Origin of the sequence: Pseudomonas sp. D3-27, assembly GCF_051132165.1 — a bacterium.
Lineage (GTDB): Bacteria > Pseudomonadota > Gammaproteobacteria > Pseudomonadales > Pseudomonadaceae > Aquipseudomonas.
This window is the reverse complement of sequence record NZ_CP071667.1, coordinates 5,447,320-5,467,285: the sequence shown is the minus strand read 5'-3', so window position 1 is coordinate 5,467,285 and position 19,966 is coordinate 5,447,320. Positions and strand designations below refer to the sequence as shown.

13 protein-coding genes and 1 pseudogene are annotated in these 19,966 nt (G+C 61.5%); 4 read left to right on the top strand and 10 right to left on the bottom strand.

Annotation, left to right across the window (positions count from 1 at the left end; genetic code table 11):
• Positions 1-18: 18 nt before the first annotated feature.
• Both J3P92_RS24460 and J3P92_RS24455 read right to left on the bottom strand, forming a co-directional pair.
• A protein-coding gene (locus J3P92_RS24460) for an IS3 family transposase (protein WP_434627779.1) occupies positions 19-1,154 on the bottom strand; the annotation gives its coding sequence in 2 pieces (ribosomal slippage) (positions 19-905 and positions 905-1,154; 1,137 coding nt in all).
• A 133-nt stretch (positions 1,155-1,287) separates the two neighbouring features.
• On the bottom strand, positions 1,288-2,292 hold the full coding sequence (locus tag J3P92_RS24455; RefSeq protein ID WP_434561316.1) for an AraC family transcriptional regulator: 1,005 nt from the start codon (positions 2,290-2,292) through the stop codon (positions 1,288-1,290).
• A 100-nt stretch (positions 2,293-2,392) separates the two neighbouring features.
• Here J3P92_RS24455 and J3P92_RS24450 point away from each other — a divergent pair, with 100 nt between their 5' ends.
• Complete coding sequence (locus J3P92_RS24450) at positions 2,393-3,466, top strand: fatty acid desaturase (protein WP_434649361.1); 1,074 nt, start codon at positions 2,393-2,395, stop codon at positions 3,464-3,466.
• A gap of 94 nt (positions 3,467-3,560) precedes the next feature.
• On the opposite strand, the gene J3P92_RS24445 is transcribed toward J3P92_RS24450, so the two are convergent.
• The 3 genes from J3P92_RS24445 to J3P92_RS24435 all read right to left on the bottom strand — a co-directional run bounded on the left by J3P92_RS24445 (position 3,561) and on the right by J3P92_RS24435 (position 7,640).
• Entirely contained in the window at positions 3,561-6,065 is a 2,505-nt protein-coding gene (locus J3P92_RS24445; protein ID WP_434649359.1) for a TonB-dependent siderophore receptor, read from the bottom strand.
• Between the two features lie 86 nt (positions 6,066-6,151).
• Positions 6,152-7,150: a FecR domain-containing protein gene (locus tag J3P92_RS24440; RefSeq protein ID WP_434608449.1), complete on the bottom strand. Its 999-nt coding sequence runs from the start codon at positions 7,148-7,150 to the stop codon at positions 6,152-6,154.
• Positions 7,140-7,640 carry a sigma-70 family RNA polymerase sigma factor gene (locus J3P92_RS24435; protein ID WP_434649357.1) on the bottom strand — a complete coding sequence of 167 codons (501 nt, stop codon included), beginning with the start codon at positions 7,638-7,640 and terminating at the stop codon, positions 7,140-7,142. The genes J3P92_RS24440 and J3P92_RS24435 overlap by 11 nt, the downstream gene beginning before the upstream one ends.
• A 265-nt stretch (positions 7,641-7,905) precedes the next feature.
• Between J3P92_RS24435 and J3P92_RS24430 the strand changes: the two are divergent.
• Positions 7,906-9,785 (top strand): annotated as a pseudogene (locus J3P92_RS24430) (methyl-accepting chemotaxis protein).
• 196 nt (positions 9,786-9,981) lie between these two features.
• Here the strand turns inward: J3P92_RS24430 and J3P92_RS24425 are convergent.
• The 5 genes from J3P92_RS24425 to J3P92_RS24405 all read right to left on the bottom strand — a co-directional run bounded on the left by J3P92_RS24425 (position 9,982) and on the right by J3P92_RS24405 (position 16,998).
• Positions 9,982-10,446: an SRPBCC family protein gene (locus tag J3P92_RS24425; protein ID WP_434649354.1), complete on the bottom strand. Its 465-nt coding sequence runs from the start codon at positions 10,444-10,446 to the stop codon at positions 9,982-9,984.
• A gap of 31 nt (positions 10,447-10,477) precedes the next feature.
• On the bottom strand, positions 10,478-13,903 hold the full coding sequence (locus J3P92_RS24420) for an amino acid adenylation domain-containing protein (protein ID WP_434649352.1): 3,426 nt from the start codon (positions 13,901-13,903) through the stop codon (positions 10,478-10,480).
• Positions 13,904-13,913: 10 nt separating this feature from the next.
• A complete protein-coding gene (locus J3P92_RS24415) occupies positions 13,914-14,846 on the bottom strand; it encodes a diiron oxygenase (RefSeq protein ID WP_434561306.1) in 933 nt (310 codons plus the stop codon).
• Positions 14,843-15,619, bottom strand: a complete 777-nt coding sequence (locus J3P92_RS24410; RefSeq protein WP_420767774.1) for a DUF3050 domain-containing protein — start codon at positions 15,617-15,619, stop codon at positions 14,843-14,845. Before J3P92_RS24410 ends, J3P92_RS24415 begins: the two co-directional genes overlap by 4 nt.
• A 698-nt stretch (positions 15,620-16,317) precedes the next feature.
• Complete coding sequence (locus J3P92_RS24405; RefSeq protein WP_434561302.1) at positions 16,318-16,998, bottom strand: GntR family transcriptional regulator; 681 nt, start codon at positions 16,996-16,998, stop codon at positions 16,318-16,320.
• 271 nt (positions 16,999-17,269) lie between these two features.
• Here J3P92_RS24405 and lapG point away from each other — a divergent pair, with 271 nt between their 5' ends.
• Entirely contained in the window at positions 17,270-17,890 is a 621-nt protein-coding gene (gene lapG / locus J3P92_RS24400; protein WP_434611685.1) for a cysteine protease LapG, read from the top strand.
• A 14-nt stretch (positions 17,891-17,904) separates the two neighbouring features.
• On the top strand, positions 17,905-19,851 hold the full coding sequence (lapD, locus tag J3P92_RS24395; RefSeq protein WP_420767776.1) for a cyclic di-GMP receptor LapD: 1,947 nt from the start codon (positions 17,905-17,907) through the stop codon (positions 19,849-19,851).
• Positions 19,852-19,966 lie beyond the last annotated feature (115 nt).

The following is a 19,966-nucleotide window of genomic DNA, read 5'->3' as shown; positions in this document are numbered from 1 at the left end:
TTGGACACCGATTAAGGTTCACGCCGCCAACCTTTCCTTCGCGACCGGCGACCGGTAGTCGTTGTAGCTGTGAGGCCTGCTGATGTTGTAGCGCGAGACATAGCGCTGCACGTCTGCCCGGGCCTCATGTTCCAGTTTGTAGCCCGTTTCAGGAACCCACTCTGATTTCAAACTACCAAAGAAACGCTCCATGGGGGCGTTGTCCCAGCACTCGCCTTTACGGCTCATACTTTGCCTAAACCCGTGTTTCACAAGCTCGTTTCGGAATTTATGACTGGTGTACTGACAACCTTGGTCTGAATGAAACAACACATCCTGGGGGTGGCCGCGTAGCTCAACCGCCATGCGTAGCGCTTCGCAGGTCAGGTTGGCATCAGAAATCATCGAGAACGACCAACCCACGATCCTCCGAGCGTACAGATCCAGAACGGCGGCGAAGTACATCCACCGCTTGCCGACCTTGATGTAAGTCACGTCGCCACACCACACCTGGTTAACCGCCGTTACATCAAATTTTCGCTTGAGCACGTGCGGCGCCACCAATGCCTCAACGCCCGGCGACTTGTACTTATGGCGCCTGCGCTGACGACTAGCGATGCCAGCTTCGCGCATCAAACTGCGAGCCATATAACGTCCGATACGATGCCCTTTGGCTTTTAGCTCCTTGGACAAAGTACGTGCGCCGGCCGACTCTCTGGACGCCCTGTGGTGCCTGACCAGCGCGGCTTTGAGCTTGTCCCGTTCAGGATTTGCTCTGCCTTGGCGCTGGCGCCAGGCGTAGAAACTACTGCGGTTGATCCCAAACGCCCGGCAACACCTTTTAACGCCGTATTGCTCGTCCAGCTCATCGATCAGCGTGAATGATCTTTGGCGTCCAAAAGCAGGAGAGCACTGGCCTTTTTTAGGATTTCAATGTCCAGGTCTTTCTCCCTGAGTAGGGCTTTGAGCCTCTGGATTTCTCGCTGATCAGCGGTAATCGCCTTGGCCCCTACCGGGGTCGAACCCAGGCGTTCTTTTTGCACTTGATCGACCCAGCGGCGCAGAGCAGTGGGGCCGATATCTAGGCTGGCACAGACCTCGGTAACCGGCTGGCCTTCATCCAGCACCATGCTGGCAGCCTTGAGCTTGAACTCACTCGAATAAGATTTACGCATATCCAAACACCTCAGATTTGGGCGCTATCATAACGCCCGATTGAAGTGTCCAAAATCATTAGGCCAGTTCACACCGCTTCCCATGTGTGAGCGCGCTTGCTCGCGATAGGGCCCGCCCCGGCGCTGAAAATATTCAGCGCAACCCATCCCGAAACTGTCCCGGCGTCATGCCTGTCCAGCGCTTGAACGCGCGGCTGAAGCTGCTGGTGTCGGCGAAACCCAGCAGATAGCTGACCTCGCTCAGCGAGCACTGCGGATCGCGCAGATGCAGCAGCGCCAGATTCTCCCGGCATTCGTTGAGCAGCGCATCGAAGCGGCAGCCTTCGTCGGCCAGGTGTCGCTGCAGGCTGCGCAGGCTCAGATGCATGGTTTGGGCGATGCGTTCGGCGCTGGGTTCGCCTTCGGGCAGCTGGGCTTCGATGGCGGCGCGGACCTTGCGTTCCCAAGTCAGCGGCTGAAGCTGGGCGAGGGTGCGCTTGAGAACGGTTTCGTTGTGTTCGGCCAGCTCCGGGTTCGCGTCGTCCAGGTGGCTGTCGAAATCCAGGAGGTTGAATTCCAGGCAATCCTGGCCGGCGTCGAAATGCACCGGTGCGCGAAAAACCTTGTGCCATGGGCTCGGGTCCAGCGGTTCCGGGCGGCGCAGGTAGACTGCCAGCGGTGCGTAGTCGCGGCCCAGCCGGTTGCGGCAGGTGCGCACGTAGATCGCGGCAAACGCGTCGATGGCCTCGAAGGCGGGAGCGGGGCGTCCCGCCGGTACATCGAGGCTGAAGCGATAGCGGTCTTCGCCGCGGCTCAGCTGCAAGGTCAGCGCATCGCTGACCACCGGGTGATACCGCACGATCCGCTCGAACACCTCACGCAAGCTGCCACTGGCTACCAGGGCGTAGCCCAGTGCATGGAACGTGGTGGGGCTGACGAAGCGCGACACCCGCAAGCCGATCGCCGGATCGCCGCTGGCCTGCACCGCCAACGTCCACAGGCGCGTGGTGGCCGAGAGCGGGTAGCGGGCGTTCGGGTCGTCCATCAACACCGGGTCCAGGCCCGCCTTCACGCACAGGGCTTGGCTGTCCAGGCCCAGTGCATCGAGCTGTTTGCGCAGGGCGCGGGTCCAGCTGGCGAGGGAAGTGGGTTCGGTCATGACAATTGGCGCTTGCGGTCAACAGGTTGGCGTTTACGGCTACCACCCGATGGGACAACGCCCGGCAGGATGAGCACATCGTTAACAGAGGATGTAAGCCATGCACGGCACTTGCGCAAGCCCCGAGCGATTGAATGCACAACAGCGAGCCGCCCACATTCGCCAGGTTGTCCTGGGCCGAGGTGAGGAATTGCGTCGGCGCTACCCGATCCTGCAGCACCAGGACGCGCTGGGCGCAGGCATCCTGGCGTTCGCCCTGGCCGGGATGATCGGCTCGGCGCTGCTCTACATCAACGGTCACCTGGCCGGTTGGGCTTGCCTGCTGCTCAACGCGTTTTTCGCCTCGCTGACCCACGAGTTGGAACATGACCTGATCCACAGCATGTACTTCCGCAAGCAACGCGTTCCCCATAACGTGATGATGGGTCTGGTGTGGCTGGCGCGGCCCAGCACCATCAACCCATGGATCCGCCGTCATCTGCACCTCAACCACCACAAAGTATCCGGCAGCGAAGCGGACCTGGAAGAGCGGGCGATTACCAACGGTGAGCCGTGGGGATTGGCGCGTTTGCTGATGGTGGGTGACAACGTGATGTCGGCGTTCATCCGCCTCCTGCAAGCCAAGACCTGGGCGCACAAGCGCAGCATCCTCAAGCGTACGCTGAAGGTGTACTTCCCACTGGCACTGCTGCATTGGGGCGCCTGGTACGTGTTCCTTGGTTTTCATGGGGCCAACGCTGTGGCCGGACTACTGGGCGCTTCCATCGACTGGTCGGCCAATACCCTGGCGACGATGCACATCATCGACATCGCCGCCGTGGTGATCATCGGCCCGAATGTGCTGCGCACCTTTTGCCTGCACTTCATCAGTTCGAACATGCATTACTACGGCGACATCGAGCCGGGCAATGTCATCCAGCAGACCCAAGTGTTGAACCCCTGGTGGCTGTGGCCGTTGCAGGCGTTCTGCTTCAACTTCGGCAGCAGCCATGGCATTCATCATTTCGTGGTGAAGGAGCCGTTCTACATCCGGCAGATGACGGTGCCGGTGGCTCATGAGGTGATGCGGGAGATGGGCGTGCGGTTCAACGATTTCGGCACGTTCGGGCGGGCGAATCGGTTTGCCGGTGAGGAAGGCGTTGTGAGGGAAGAGGCGAAGGCCGTTCAGGCCTAAGAGCAAAGAGATAACTGTTGTGGCGAGGGGATTTATCCCCTCGCCACAGGGGCATCTTTCAGGCCAGACAGATGCGTCTGGCTTGGAGGGTGGGTCAGAACTGATAACTCACAGTAGCCGCCACGTTGCGCTCTTCGCCCATGTAGCAGAAGTTCAGGCTGGCGCACGAGGCGACGTAGGTTTCGTTGGTCAGGTTGTTCGCGTTCAGGCGCACGTCCACGCCCTTCAAGCCGACCTTGCCCAGGTCATACCCCACCGACGCATCGAACAACGTGTAGGACGGCACCTTCATGGTGTTCTCCGCATCGACCCAACTGTAGCCGACATAACGCACGCCGCCGCCCAGTCGCAAGCCATCGAGCGTGCCGCTGTCGAACTTGTAGTCCGCCCACACCGAGGCCATGTGGCGCGGGGCCTGGGTCGGTGAGTTGCCTTTGTTTTCGATGATGTTGGTCGGGGTGCTCAGAGTGCTGACCATCGACTTCGAATATTCAATGTCGGTGAAGGTGTAGCTGCCCAGCACTTTGAACTGCTCGGTCAACTGTACGTGCGCTTCCAGTTCCAGCCCTTGGGAACGAACGGCGCCGACGGCGCGATAGAAATTTTCCTGGGGCAGCTTGGTCGCGAGGTTTTCCTGATCGATGCGGAACAGCGAGGCGGTGTACAAATCATCGGTGCCTGGCGGTTGGTACTTCAAGCCCAGTTCCCACTGCTTGCCGTCGGTGGGCGCCAGTGGATTGCCAGCGCTGTCGGCGTAGGAGTTGGGGTTGAACGACTCCGAGTAGCTGATGTACGGGGCCAGGCCGTTGTCGAACAGGTACAGCGCTCCGACGCGGCCGGTGAGCTTGGTGCGCTTGTCATTGATCTCGGTGCCTTCAGGGCGACCAGCTTCGGCGATGCGGTTTTCATCCGAAGTTTCGACCCAGTCCTGGCGCAGGCCCAGGGAGAAGCGCCACTTGTCCATTTCGATCAGGTCTTGCAGATAGACACCGGTTTGCTCCAGGCGTCGCACGTAGCTGGTCGCGCTGACGTTGGTGATCGCCGAGTTTCCGTAGACCGGGTCGAAGGCGTTGATCGGGGCGAGGCTGCCGCTGGTCCAGTCGACCACGGTCTTGCGCCGCTGGTAGTCCGCGCCCATCAGCACGGTGTGCTTGGTCGCGCCGGTGAAAAATTCGGCCTGCAGCATGTTGTCGACGATGAACGAATGCAGCTTTTCATCGGCGCCGGTGTAGTAACGGTTCAACTCGTTGCTGGTGGGGCTGGTCCAGCCGAAGGCATAGACCTGATTGTTGGTGACGTCGGAGTCCAGGTAGCGGAAGTTTTGCCGGGCGGTGAAGACATCGTTGAAACGGTGTTCGAATTGATAACCGAACGACTGCTGATCACGTTCGTAAACGTCGACGCCGGGCTCGCCTTCGAAGAAATTTTCCGAGATCCGCCGACCGTTGCGCGGGTGCAGTGCGCCGTCGGCCGGTACGCCGCCATGGTAGCCGCCGTCGGGTTCGTGCTGCAGGTAGGCTTGCAGGGTCAGCGAGGTGTCCTCGGTGAAGTCGATGCTGAGGGTGGGCGCCAGGGTGAAGCGCTTTTCTTTGTTGTGATCGAACTGGGTATCGGAGGTGTCCGCCAGGCCGATCAGGCGATAGGCGATGCGTTTTTCATCGTCCACCGGCCCGCTGAAGTCGAAGCCCACGCCGCGCTGGCCCTGGGTGCCGACAGTGGCCTGGACCTGATGGTAGGCCTCATAAAGCGGCTTTTTGCTGGTAAGCGCCACCAGGCCGCCCGGAGAACTGCGGCCATACAGCACCGACGACGGGCCCTTGAGGATGTCGACGCGCTCGAGAAAGTACGGGTCGACCTGCATGGAACTGTAGGTGCCGCTGTCGCCCATGGACTTGAGGCCGTCGAGGTAGATGTTATCCACCGAGCCGTCGTTGAAGCCGCGCATGGCCACGTAATCGTAGCGATGGGTCGCACCGTAGGGGTTGGTCAGCACGCCGGGGGTGTAGCGCATCGCCTGGGATACGGTCTGCGCGCCCTGGTCGTCCATTTGCTCGCGCGTCACCACCGATACGCTTTGTGAAGTCTCTCGCAGGGCGGTACTGGTCTTGGTCGCGACTTGGCTGTGGGTGGCGTTGTAGCCCGCCATGCTGCCCAAGGCGTTACCCAGGGCGAAGGCCTTGACGTCAGTGGTCGGCAGCGCCAGTGCACTGTCCCCGGCCTGGGCCTGCAACACGTAGCCGCTGCCTTCCTGGCCGACCGCAATCAGCCCCGAACCGCTGAGCAACTGGTCCAAGGCCTGGTCCGCCGAGTAGTCACCTTTGAGCCCAGGCGACTGGCGGCCAGCGGTTTGCTCGGGGGTGCTCGCCAGGGTAATCCCGGCCTGGCGCGCGAACTGATTCAGCACCTCGTTCAACGGGCCTGCCGCGATGTTGTAGCTCTGACGGCTGGCCGTGACGCCGTCCTGCGCGGCGACAGCGAGCATCGGCACGGCGCTGACGCCCAGTGCGGTGCTCAGCAGTGCGGCGTGGACGGCTTGGCGCAAAGGGCTGGTTTGCGAGGAACAGCCGAAGGAGGTCTTGAGGGTTACGCGCTCAGTCATTTTGGGTTTCCGTTGGAGTCGCTGAAGGCAGATAAGCGTTGCTTACTGTCCTAGCCGGACGCCCTCGCAAAACCCGCCAAAAAAAATCAGGCCGCACGTTCCACCGTGACCCACCAGCGGGTTCGATAATGCAGCTGCACGGGCAGCGTGCGGGGGAGCACGGCCAGCATCTTGTCGATGTCATCCAGGCGGAAGACTCCGGACAAGCGCAGGTCCGCGGCCGAGGCGGCGCATCTCAGACAGCCCCGGCGGTAGCGGCCGACCTCGCTGAGGAAGTCTTCCAGGCGCATGTTGCGCGTCACGATCAAGCCGTCCGCCCAGGCGCCGGCGTCCATGTCCAGGGGCGGCGCCAGGGTCGCTGTCGATGAACTGACGAGGTAGCTTTGCCCTGCCTCCACGTGGATCGGCGCGCCCTCGCTGTTGCGATGTGAGCGAATGGCGACCCGGCCGCTGGTGACGCTCAGGCGCGTGCAGCCGCTGTCCTGGCGCACGACGAAGCGCCCTTCCAGTCCTTCGAACAGACCCTCTCGGCTTTTCACCAGCAGCGGGCGTCCTGGGTCTCGGCCACAGGTGACCATGATTTCGCCGCGGGTCAACGTGATCAGACGCTGGCTGGCGGTGTAGTCGAGGTCGGCGGCGCTGCGGGTGTTGAGTTCAAGTCGTGTGCCGTCCGGCAATTGGAAACCGCGTCGTTCGCCCGTGGCAGTGGCGAAGTCGGCACGCCACGGCTGCCAGCCTAGGTCCTTGCCCAGCCATGCGGCGGCGCCCACCACGGCGACGCCGGACAACAATTTCAGGGCCTGGCGTCGACCGAGGCGCTGGGCGCTGGCCTCCAGGGTGTCGAGGGCAATATGAGCACTGGGCACGGCGCGCAGGTTGGAGGTGAGTTCGCTGTGCAGCGATTGCACCCGTTGCCAAGCCAATTCGTGATCGTGATGGGCGATGCGCCAGGCGTCGCACTGTTGGCGTAGGATCGGATTGGCGGCATGGTTGCGCAGGCGCAGCAGCCAATGGATCGCTTGCTTGACCACCAGTTGCGAAGGACCTCGACCGCGCGAGGGCGGGTCGATCGGCTCAATCTTCATAGCGCAGCACGTAGCAGTGATACAGCGCATCGGCGACGTATCGCTCCACCGACCGTAGCGAGATGCCCATTTGCTCGGCGATCTGCTTGTGGGTCATGCCGTCACACTGTGCAAGCAGGAACGCCCTGCGTACTTTCGGCTTGAGGCCGTCGAGCATGCGGGAAATGCCCTCCAGCAGTTCGAGGATCAGGGCTTGGGCTTCGGCACTTGGGATCTGGGCCTGCGGCAGATGCGCGATGGTTTCGAGGTAGGCGCGTTCGATTTCTTCCCGGCGCCAGTGATCGATCACCAAGCCCTGCGCGATGGTGCGCAGGAAGGCGCGCGGTGCCGTGAGTTCCGGGCGTTCGGTGCGTTGCAGCAGGCGCACGAAGGTGTCCTGGGCCAGGTCAGCCGCATCGGCGGCGTTGCCCAGTCGGTGGCGCAGCCATGTGTGGAGCCAGCCGTGATGGCTGCAATAAAGCGCCTGTACTGCTAACTGGGGGGAGGACATGAGCGCAATAGCCTGATATCACAAATGATAATAGGTCGCATTGTCATAAGCGTTCATTAAATTTGCAACCACCGTTCGACGCAGGCTGTGTGATGTTGGCAATCATCTCGTCGGACAATTGAACAAGGGCCTAATCTTTTCCACGGGTTGGCCGACAGAAGGGTATGCGTGCACCAAAATGGAGCGGATCCAATCTCCAGCTCTTGCGGCTACATGGAACTGCCAACCGGAATGCACCCCCATCCCCTGCATAAGAAGTCCCTCCATGAATCTTAAGTTCAGCCACAAAAATCCTCTTGGCCGCCTCAGGTGTGGTGGTGTTGGCTTTTGCCCTGTTCACGCTCTACAACGATTACCTGCAACGCAATACCATCGGTCGCAGCCTGGAATCCTCCGTCGAGCAATCCGGTGACCTGACGGCCAGCAGCATCCAGAACTGGATGAGCGGGCGGGTGCTGGTGTTGGAAAACCTGGCTCAGAACATTGCGCACCAAGGGGCGGGCGCCGATTTGCCAGGGCTCGTGGACCAGCCGGCGTTGACCTCGAACTTCCAGTTCACCTACGTGGGCCAGAACACCGGCGTGTTCACTCAGGGACCTGACGCGAAGATGCCCGACGGTTACGACCCGCGTCAGCGCCCTTGGTACAAACAGGCCGTGGCCGCCGATAAAACCATGCTGACCCCACCCTACGCGGCGGCAGTGGGCGGCCTGGTGGTGACCATTGCCCTGCCGGTCAAGCACAACGGTGAATTGTTGGGCGTGGTGGGTGGTGACCTGAGCCTGGAAACCCTCGTGAAAATCATCAACTCCGTGGACTTTGGCGGGATCGGTCATGCGTTTTTGGTCAGTGGCGACGGCCAGGTCATCGTCAGCCCGGACAAAGACCAGGTAATGAAAAACCTCAAGGACATCTACCCCGGCACCCCTGTGCGCATCGGCAAGGGCATCCAGGAAGTCGAGCTGAACGGGGAGGACCGCATCCTTTCGTTCACCCCGGTGGCAGGTTTGCCGGGCGCCGAGTGGTATATCGGCCTGTCGATCGACAAGGCCAAGGCCTACGCACCGCTGAGCCATTTCCGTACGTCTGCGTTGATTGCGATGTTCATTGCAGTGGCTGCGATTGCGTTGCTGCTGAGTCTGCTGATCCAGGTATTGATGCGCCCGCTCACCACCATGGGCCGCGCCATGCAGGACATCGCCCAGGGTGAAGGCGACCTGACCCGGCGCCTCGTGGTGCAGGGCAAGGACGAATTCGCGGTATTGGGAGGGTCGTTCAACCAGTTCGTGGAACGTATCCACGCGTCGATCGCCGAAGTGTCTTCCGCCACGCGTCAGGTGCATGACCTGTCGCAACGGGTGATGACATCTTCCAACGCCTCCCTGGTTGGATCGGATGAGCAGAGCGCGCACCAATAGCGTGGCCGCCGCGATCAATCAGTTGGGCGCCGCGACCCAGGAAATCGCCCGTAACGCCGCCGATGCCTCGCAACACGCCAGTGGCGCCAGCGAGCAAGCGGACGATGGTCGTCAGGTGGTGGAAAAAACCATCCAGGCGATGACCGAGCTGTCACAGAAAATCAGCCTGTCGTGCACCCAGATCGAAACCCTGAACGCCAGCACCGACAACATCGGGCACATCCTGGATGTGATCAAGGGCATCTCCCAGCAAACCAACTTGCTGGCCTTGAACGCCGCCATCGAAGCGGCCCGTGCCGGTGAAGCCGGACGTGGTTTTGCGGTGGTGGCCGATGAAGTGCGCAACCTGGCGCACCGCACCCAGGAGTCGGCTGAAGAGATTCACAAGATGATCACCTCGCTGCAAGTCGGCTCCCGTGAAGCGGTGACCACGATGAACGCGAGCCAGGCTTCCAGCGAGGAGAGCGTGGAAGTGGCGAACCAGGCCGGCTTGCGCTTGGTCAGCGTGACCCAGCGCATCGGCGAGATCGACGGCATGAACCAATCCGTGGCCGCCGCGACCGAGCAACAGACAGCCGTGGTGGAGACCCTCAACATGGACGTCACGCACATCAATACGTTGAACCAGCAAAGCGTCGCCAACCTCAACGAAACCCTGAAGGATTGCGATGCCTTGTCGCAGCAGGCCAATCGATTGAAGCAACTGGTGGACAGCTTCAAGATCTGACGGACCCGATCCCCCGTGGCGAGGGAGCTTGCTCCCGCTGGCCTGCGCAGCAGGCCCCTGCAAGCCTGCAGGCGGACCGCGTTGGCTGGCTTTACGCCTGCTGCGCAGCCGAGCGGGAGCAAGCTCCCTCGCCACGGGTGTGGGTTGTCTGGGCTGATGCCATCGCGAGCAGGCTCGCTCCCACAGGGTTTTTTGGTCAGGCGAACATCTTCACCACATTTCCCATCGCCTCATCGGCGAACCCTTGCAGAAAACCCCTGAACCCTTCCCGTGTGTGCGCCTCGGTGTGGTCGGCGATGATGGTCCAGGTGGCGCGGCAGCGGCTGTCTCCCAGGGGCTCGACGCGCATCGCCGCCCAGAGGTTGTCGATGCCGAGGGTGTTGTAGATCAGCGTCCAGGTCATGTGCATGGCCTGGTCATCGCGGCTGTTGAGTTGCTCCACCACCAGGTTTTGTCCGTCGCGGAAGAATTTCTTGCGCAGCGAACGCACGCCGTCGCCAGTCATTTCGATGTATTCAAGGGCTGGAATAAAGCGGTTGAACCCGCCGAAGTCGCCCACCACTTCCCAGACGCGCGCGGCGTCGGCGGGCACTTGCACCGAGGTTTCGACATGGCAGGCTTGAGGGTTCTTGATCAGGGTGTCGGGTTGAAAAGCACTCATGGTCTTGCTCCTTGCGTGGTGTTGGGTTGCTTCAGATGAAATCGATGGCCTTGAGGTAATCAGCACCGCGGCGCAGCAGGGCCGGGGACTTTTCCGGGTAACGGGTGCCCATCTGCCTCACGCCGGACCGGGCGTTGTCATGGCGGATCAGGGAGATGTCGCCGATGTCCTCTTCGAAGCCGTTGAGGTAGAAACCCAGCACGCCGAACAGCGCGTTGTCGGTATCGACCCGCGCCAGCTGCTGTTGCCAGTCCGCGACACTGACCAGCGCGAATTCCCGGCCACTGTCGCGGAACGACGCCACATAGGCGTCCCAGCTCAAGGGTTCGGGGTTGTGCAGGTTGAACACGGCCTGGTTGGGTTGGTAACGGCTGGCGTGGAAGGCGATGAAACGGGCCAGGAAGTCCACCGGCATCAGGTCGAAATTGAGCGACAGATCCGGCACCTGGCCGAGCTGGATCGATCCCTTGAGCATCAGCATCAAGCGGTTCTTGTGGGGCTGGCAGACCCCGGTCTGGCTGTTGAAGCTGATGTTGCCGGGACGGAACAGATTGACCCGGACGCCAAGGTCCCGGGCCCGTTGCAGAATCCGCTCGCCGACCCATTTGGACAGGTTGTAGCCATTCTTGATGTAGATCGGCGGTGTCCTTGCTGCTGGCTGCTCCAGCACCTGCCCATTAGCGTCCAGGGTGCTGGAGGCCGACAGCGTCGAGACGAAGTTGAAGATTTTCTTGCTGCGCCCTTCGCACAGCCGCAGGCATTCGAAGATGGGCTCGACGTTGTCCCGCGCCAGGGACTCGTAGTCGAGCACGTGATTGACATGGGCGGCGTTGTGCACCAACGCGCCGAACGTGCTGTCGATCCGCTGGTAGGTGTCGTCCGGCAAGCCCAGTTGTGGCTGGGTGATGTCGGCGGCGTAGACGCTGACACGGCTCAGGTCCAGATGCTCCAGGCGATTTTCCCGCAGGGCCTGGGCGAACCGCTGGGCCGCGCTTTGCCCGCCGGATTCACGCACCAGGCACGCCACTTCCGTGGCCCCCCACGCCAGCAACGCTTCGACGATATGCACGCCGAGAAAGCTGTTGGCGCCGGTCACGACCACTTTATGCACATCACCGCTCTGTCTGATGGGCAGTGGATCGAGGTTGAGTTCGGCTTCGGCGTCGATGAAAGCCTGGGGGCTCAGCGAGGATGCATCGCTCTGGTCGGGGGCATCGAGCAACTTCGCCAAGGTGATCAGCGTCGGTGCTTCGATGAAGCGGTTGATCGACAGGCTGCGACCGAACGTCTGCCTGAGACTCAACAGCAGCTGCGAAAGCAGGATCGAATGCCCGCCAAGGTTGAAAAAACTCTCGTCGGTGGCGATGTCCTCGGCTGGCAACTGCAGCAGCTCGGCCCATAGCTGTCGGAGCTGGGTTTGCAATGCATTTTGTGGCTGGCGCCCTTGAGCTCCTGCCTGGACCGATCCCGCCGACGCCAGCAATGCCCGGCGATCGACCTTGCCGTTGCTGGTGTAAGGCAGGCTGGGCAGCTCTACATAGGCCGCCGGGTGCATGTAGCTCGGCAGCGAATCCTGCACATGCTGGCGCAAGGCGTTGAGGGCCGCGCCGGGTCGATCGTCCACGGGGTTCGCCAGGAACGCCAGGATCCGCCGGCGCTCGTCGACCCCCACCGCCACCTGGCGAAACACTTGGCTGTCGCGCAGGCAATGCTCGATCTCCTCGGGCTCGACCCGAAAGCCGCGGATCTTGACCTGGTTGTCGCGGCGGCCGCACAGCTCGATCCCGTCGTCGGTCCACTGGCCGATATCCCCCGTGCGATAGACCCGCAGCGCTTGCTCGTTGGGCAGCGTCAGGTCGAGATAACGGCTGCTGGTCAGCACTGGATCGTTCAGGTACCCCAGGCCGACTCCAGGCCCTGCGATGTACAGCTCGCCGGGTGTGCCCTGGGGCACCGGTTGCAAATGTTCGTCGAGGATGAGCACGCGGGCATTGCCGATGGGTATACCGAGGTTGCGGTTGTTATCGCCCACGGCGAATTGCCGCGTGGTGGCCAATACCGTGGTTTCCGTCGGGCCGTAGATATTGTGAAACCGGCACTGCGGCGCCAGTCGCTCGATCACGTACGGCTCGCAGACGTCCCCGCCAGTGATCAGGTGCACCAGCCCCAATGACGCCTCCAGCGGCATGACGCTCAACAGCGCGGGCGGCAGGAAGGCATGGCTGACGCGCTGTTCACGCATCAACGACTCCAGTCGCTGCGGGTCGCGGCGCTGATCCTCGCTGGGCACCACCAGCACTCCGCCTTGGATGAAGGTCGGCAAGATGTCCAGCAACGATGCGTCGAAGTTGATGGTGGAAAACTGCAACGCTCGGCTGTCGCGCCGCAGCTCGACATGATCTGCGTACCAGGCGCAGAAATGGCTGAGGTTGCGGTGGCTGAGCAGGACCCCCTTGGGCTGGCCGGTGGTGCCGGAGGTGTAGATCGCCACGGCTGGTTCGTCGGCATTCACCACGCGGCGAATCGTCGAGGCCGGGAAGCCAGGCTTGGACGAAGATAGCCGATGGACATTCAGCATCGGCGTCGGGCTATCGCCCAGGTCGCTGTCGCCATCGTGCAATAAGAGATCGGCCTTGGCGTTGTCGAGGATGAACCGCCGGCGTTGCGCCGGGTGTTGCGGGTCCAGCGGCAGGTACACCGCCCCGCACCCCAGCACCGCAAGAATTGCAGCATACAGCTGCACGGATTTGGGCAGGCACACGGCAATCACCCGTGGATGATCGGTTGCTCTTCCCAGGCTTGCCGTTATGGCCCCCTGCAACCGCAACACCCAATTGCGCAAGGTCCTGTAGTCGATGAGCTGACCCTCGACCCATAGGGCAGGCTGCGATGCGTCGTCGAGCATGCGCTGCTCGATGCTGTGCATCACAGGCATTTTTGCGGCCGCCAGCAGCCAAGGTACGGCGGGCCGGTTAAGGCAGTGTTTGAAGGCCAGCGGCTCCAACGCATCGAGCCCGTGCTCGGGTTGGTCGATGGGCTCGTGCGGGGCCGTCGGCCACTGATCGAAACCGTGCTCATCGCGGGACAGATGACTGACCAGCCGTGCGCCGTGCTCGACGATTGCGGTTATTGCCTGCTGGCGCAGCGACTGGCCGTTGCCGTCGCTCGGCGTGGTGATCACTTCGTGGACCAGCAGTCGCTGCGCTGCGTCACGGAAAAACACCACCGGCCGCGGCAATGCCTGGCCGGGCGCTTCCTGGAATGCCACGCGCAGCCGGAGCTGGACACCAGCCTCGATGGCCCCTGGCGCCGTACCATCGTCGATCAACAGGTCGATCGCGCGGTCGCCGGCCGGTGATTGTGGACCCACGACGGCGTGGCCGTGTCGTTCAAGTTCCCGGGCCAGTTCGGCCAGGGCCTGGCTGTGGCCAGACATTGCGATTTCGAGGCGTCTCATCGGAAGGTCCTCATGGGGTCAGGTAGTCGGCCAGGGCATCGCGCACGCAGGCTGACGCCAGCATCGAGCTGCCGCGGAAGAACCGCGTGATGTTGCCCACCAACGGGTGAAAACGGTTGATGGGATAAGCCAGCGCCCGGGCGTCTTCGCGCAGCGACTGGCGTGCCGATTCGTCGATCGGCAAATGGTTGATCAGCTCGAAATCGAACGCCTGCTGCAGGTCGCTCGCCAGGTAATCGGCGATGAAACCGGGCATCAGCCGCGCAATCGTCTCGCGGTCCTCTTCGGGCGCGGCGCGCCAGTAAATCTGTACCAGCCGCGTCCAGAAACCGGAGTGGCGTCCCTCATCCTGCAGGTGATCGGCCATGAGCCCCTTGATCGAGGCCTTGACCGAGTCGTCCCGGGCAAAGGCTGCCACTTCGTTGGTCACGGTGTTTTCGGCGATGGCGATGCAGACCAACTCCACGGCGCTGAGCAGATGCTCCGGTGTTCGCGCCAGCGTGGCCGGAATGGCACGGCTGAGCTCGATCTGCTGGGGCAACGGGATCGGTGCGATGCCGGTCATGTCGATGGTTTGCTGCATGAAGTCCATCGCCACCAGCGCGTGGTAGTCCTCGTCCACCACCACGGTCATCGCGTCATAGCGACAGGCGAACGGAAACTCGATGCCAAAGCGGTTCTTGGCGATGCGCCGGGCGGTGTGATCCACCAGCTCGGTCTCGAAAATCACCACGTCGTTGATGAACTTGTAGAGACTCTGCACCAGGACAAAATCACGCAATTGCGGGCAATGGGTCAGGAAGGTCTGGCTGTGCACCATGGGTTGGCGGCTCATGGGAAAGATCAGCTTGTCGTCATCCTCGACCCGGCGCCGTGGCCGGGTACGGATCGTCGCCCGGCTTTCCCAGGCGTCGGCGAATGATTGGTATTGGATGGCGTTCATGGCGTCACCTGCGCGACCGGCTGGGTCATGCTCAGGCGCAGGCCATCCCACAAGGCTGCGCGGCTGTGGACGGCAGCGAGGGCAGCGGCGAGGACCTCGCGCTCGCGCTGCGGGTCGCCATCGATCAGCCGCGCCAGCAATTTTTCCGCCGCCGGGCCGTGGTCTTCGGAGTCCACCTCGATATGGCGTTGCAGGTAATAACGAAACGTCGGTGCCTGATCCAGGCCGATACCCCAGGCGTCCAGCATCCGCTGGAACATCTGCGGAATGACGCTTTCGCGACCATGCACGAACGCGGCGGCCACGCTGTGGGCCGGGGCGTGCAGGGCGGTGTGCAGGGTCTGGCGCACGAAGCGCGCTGCAGCCGGTTCTACCTCGACGCTGTCCAGCGCGGTTTCGGGGCTGACGCCTTCTTGCTGCAGGGCGATGAATTGTTCAATCGCCTGGGTGTCCGCGCCTACCTCGCGCATGGCGTCCAGATACAGTTCGAAATGGCTGCAATAACCGGCACCGGGACGGTCGTCGGACTCTTCTCCCAGGACGATTTCGTTGATCAGACGCGCGGCATGGGGGTCGGCGGGTGGCAGCCACGGCAGTTGGATGCAAGTCAGTTCCCTTTGCAGCCGCTTGGTCAGGGACATGAAGTCCCACACGGCGAAAACGTGGCTTTCCATAAAACGGCGCAACAGGTCGATTGATGTTATTTCGGAAAAAACCGGGTGTTCACCAAGTTCGTGTTTTTTCAGAGATAGTTGTTCTTTGGTTGGCTGCATTGGAACGTCCTCATCAATATTGTTTGTCCGGAAAGTTGCTCGCCTGTTTTTGTCGGGGCGAGCGAGTGCGCGAACCGGAATCCATGTTCATTTGGAACTTTTAACTGATGCCTGCTTGTGGCTGTGCGGCTTGCTACAGGCGCATGCCATGGTGTCTGTGGGCGTCGATAGCAACTCGACGAGTAAAAAATTAGTACAAGTTTCAAACGCTTCGCAAGTTTTTTTTTTTATATTTAAAGCGGCGTTTTTATTGGGCGCGAAGAGGGTGGTTAAAACTTTGTTTATAAGTTTTATTGGCGCGAAGTTGCTCCTTCCGATTTATAGCGATCAGAATCGGATGGTTCGAGTGAATGCCTCACTCGGAGCACTTCAGGGATCAAGGTAAGTAAGAAGTTGATGTTTTATGGGCGGGAACCCGGTCGGACCTCCAGGTCATCCCCGCCAGTTGGGCGGCGCTCCTTGCGTGATGGCTTCGATTCGCCTGGCTATTGCCGGACGCTGACTTCTTCAGGTCTGTTTTCGAACCGATAAACGCAAGAGTGAGCCCAAATCGACGGCAGTTCCATTGAACTGATGCAGCGACGCATCGCGGCCACGGTCAAGCCGCGCCCTGCTGGCAATCTCGGGTGTAGGAAGGATGTGTAAGAAAGTGCTACGCCGGCCAGGTGGCCGGCGCTGGGGATGGGGCTGCGGTCCGGCTATTGCTTCAGGTACAGGCGCATGGTGGCCGAGGCTTTCTCGAGGTGCTCTTCAAGCAGATGAACCGCTTGGTCGATGTCTTTGGCTACCGCCGCGGCGAGTATCGCGCGATGGTCACACTGGGTGAGCTCACCCAAACCCATGGTCGAAAGGTGAAAGCGCAGGAAACGTTCTTCTTCATTGAGCTCATGTTCGATCAGGTCCAACAGCTTGGCGTTGGGCGCCTTATGGTAAAGCGACATGTGGAATAGACGGTTGAGCTTGGCGATCTGCGCATAATCAACTTGGCCTTCCAATTGCTCGATGTATTCGGCGGCCATGGCCAGGTCATTGTCGTCTAGCAGGGGAATGGACAAGCGCAGGGCGAAGGCTTCGAGGACCGACCGCAAGGCGTAGGTTTCGACTGCATTGCTGGTAATCAGCGGGGCTACCACCGCGCCCTTGTGCTGGACCACGTTGAGCAATGACTGCGCTTCGAGCTGGCGCAACGCTTCGCGTACCGGCATGCGGCTGACACCGAACAGGTCTGCCAATTCCTGCTGGCGCAACGCTGTGCCGCTTGGCAGTCGCCCGTCGAGAATGGCTTCGCGCAAAGCGCTTTCAATGATTGCGCGGGCCTGGGCAGCGGGGATGGGCCCGTTGACCTGAATAGTGCTGAGTGGTTTGGGCTTCTGTGTCACGACAACACCTGACTGTAGTCACAATGATTGGATCCAAGGCAACATTAGTTACAGAATGCCAAGCCGTCAAAATCTCGCGGCCTCGGTTCCTGAACTAAAGTTTAGACTGCTTGCGGTGATTGCAACCTGCCATTGTTTTTTGCCGGTCCAGGCTGCACCATCCAACGAATTTTTCCAACGGCCCTTTTCGGACGTATTTCCCTTGGCTGCACCTTCCCCGGTCCTCAGGTCCTTGCGCTGGCTGTGTTCGGCATTTTTGCTGGCAGGCCTGATGCTGGGCGGCCTGCGAGCCGACTGGGACTTTGCGCAGATAAGCCGGCGGGCGCAAGCGTTATATGGACCGCTGGGCGACGGGCAGCAGCGGATCGACGCGTGGCAGCAGTTGCTGGCAACCCAGAAGCAGATTCCTGAGCTTGCACAGCTCAAGGTGGTGAACCTGTTCTTCAACAAACAGGTGCGCTACGTGGAAGACCTCGATTTGTGGCATGAGACCGATTATTGGGAAACCCCGATCCAGGCCCTGTGGAAGGGCGCGGGCGATTGCGAGGACTACGCCATCGCCAAGTATTTCAGCCTGCGCCATCTAGGGGTTTCCAGTGACAAGCTGCGCATCACCTACGTCAAGGCGTTGCGGCAGAACCGCGCGCACATGGTGCTGACGTATTACGCCACCCCCGATGCCATGCCGCTGGTACTCGATAGCCTGATCGACGGCATCCAGCCGGCCAGCCAGCGAACCGACTTGCTGCCGGTCTACTCTTTCAATGCCGAAGGGCTGTGGCTGTCAGGCAAGGGCAACAAGAAAGTGGGCGACACCAAGCGCCTGTCCCGGTGGCAGGATGTGTTGAAGAAAATGCAGGCCGAAGGTTTCCCGGTCGAGACGACTAACTAGGAGCACGCGCTCAGATGTCTTTGTTCAAACAGCTGTTGATCGCTATCTGTCTGTTCCTGGTGGTTGCCTTCAGCGGCAGCTTCATGGTCAGCCTGGAGAGTTCGCGGACCCAGTACGTCAATCAGCTGCGTTCCCATGCCCAGGACGCGGCCACGGCGCTGGCGCTGTCGTTGACGCCGAACATCGACGACCCGGCAATGGTCGAGCTGATGGTCAGTTCGATCTTCGACAGCGGCTACTACGCCAGCATCCGCGTGGTCGATGTGACGAACGACAAGACCCTGGCCGAGCGCACCGGCACCCCGGACGCCGGCAATGTACCGCAGTGGTTTATCAAGCTCATCGGCCTTGAGCCGGCCGGCGGCGATGCGATTGTCAGCCGCGGTTGGGAACAGGCGGCGCGGGTCGAAGTGGTCAGCCACCCGATGTTCGCCCTCGCCAAGCTGTGGCAGAGCGCGCTGGGCAGTCTGGGCTGGTTGTTGCTGTGCGGCGCCGTGAGCGCGGTGCTGGGAGCCTTGCTGCTGCGTCGCCAGCTCAAGCCGCTGGACTACATGGTTCACCAGTCCCACGCCATCGCCCGACGTGAGTTTTTGAGCCTGCCGGAGCTGCCGCGCACACCTGAATTGCGGCGTGTGGTCCAGGCGATGAACCAGATGGTCGAGAAGCTCAAGGCGCTGTTTCAGGAACAGGCCGAGCGCAGTGAAAAACTGCGGGTGGAGTCCTATCAGGACAACCTCACGGGGCTGGCCAATCGACGGTATTTCGAGATGCAGTTGCATGCGCGGGTGAGCAACCCGGAACAGGCCAGTTCCGGTTATCTGCTGTTGTTGCGGGTCAAGGACCTCGCCGGTCTGAACCAGCGGCTGGGCGGGCAGCGCACCGATCAGTTGCTCAAAGCCGTGGGCGAGCAGTTGTCGCGTGAGTGCGCTCGCTACCCGGAAACCCATAACCTGGTGACACGGATTCGCGGTGGGGAGTTCGCGGTGCTGGCACCCGGGCTGGTGCGCGAGGAGGCGCTGCAGCTGGCGCAGAATCTGGAAGGCGCGCTGGCGAGTTTGCACGCCACCGGCGCGACCGACGTGGCATCGGTGGCGTCCATCGGGCTCGCTCCGTTCGTTCATGGCGACTCGCCGCAGGCAGTGCTCCAGCTTGGCGACCAGGCACTGGCCCAGGCCGAAAGCCAGGGCGAACCCGGCTGGGCCTGCCTGGAGCATAGCGCGTCCGCCAGCGTGGGCGATGATCACCACGCCTGGCACCAACTGCTCGATCAGGCCCTGGGCAATCAACGCTTCGAACTGTACTTCCAGCCGGTGGTGGCTGCTCAGGACACCCAGGTCGTGCTGCACTACAAAGTGCTGTCGCGGCTGCTTGACGACCAAGGCCAGACCATCCCCGCCGGGCGCTTCCTGCCTTGGCTGGAGCGCTTCGGCTGGACCGCGCGCCTGGACCGCTTGATGCTCGAACAGGTGCTCAAGCAGATGGCCGGGCACGAACAATCCCTGGCGCTCAACCTGTCCTCCGCGACCCTGGCCGATCCTCAGGCGTTGAACAAGGTCTTTGAAATCCTGCGGGCTCACTCCAACCTTGGGCCGCGCCTGACCTTGGAGATTGGTGAAGAGCAACTGCCCGAGCAAGCGGTGTTGGAGCAGTTGACCCGGCAGTTGCGCGAGCTTGGTTTTTCCTTGAGCCTGCAGCGCTTTGGTGGGCGGTTCAGCATGATTGGCAACCTGTCGCGGCTGGGGTTGGCCTATCTGAAGATTGACGGTAGCTACATTCGTGCGATCGACCAGGAAAGTGACAAGCGTTTGTTCATCGAGGCCATCCAGCGTGCTGCTCACAGTATCGACCTGCCGTTGATTGCTGAGCGGGTGGAGACGGAAGGGGAGTTGGCGGTGATTCGTGAGATGGGGTTGTTTGGGGTTCAGGGGCAGTTGGTGGGTGAGCCTAAGCGTTGGGGGTGAGGATTGCTTGGTGAGGCGGGATATGCCCTTGTGAATGCGTACATATCCATTTCTTCGGTAACGGCTACTTAGGGTTCCGCCCTTACGGCGGCTTACTTTTTTTCAGACGCCAAAA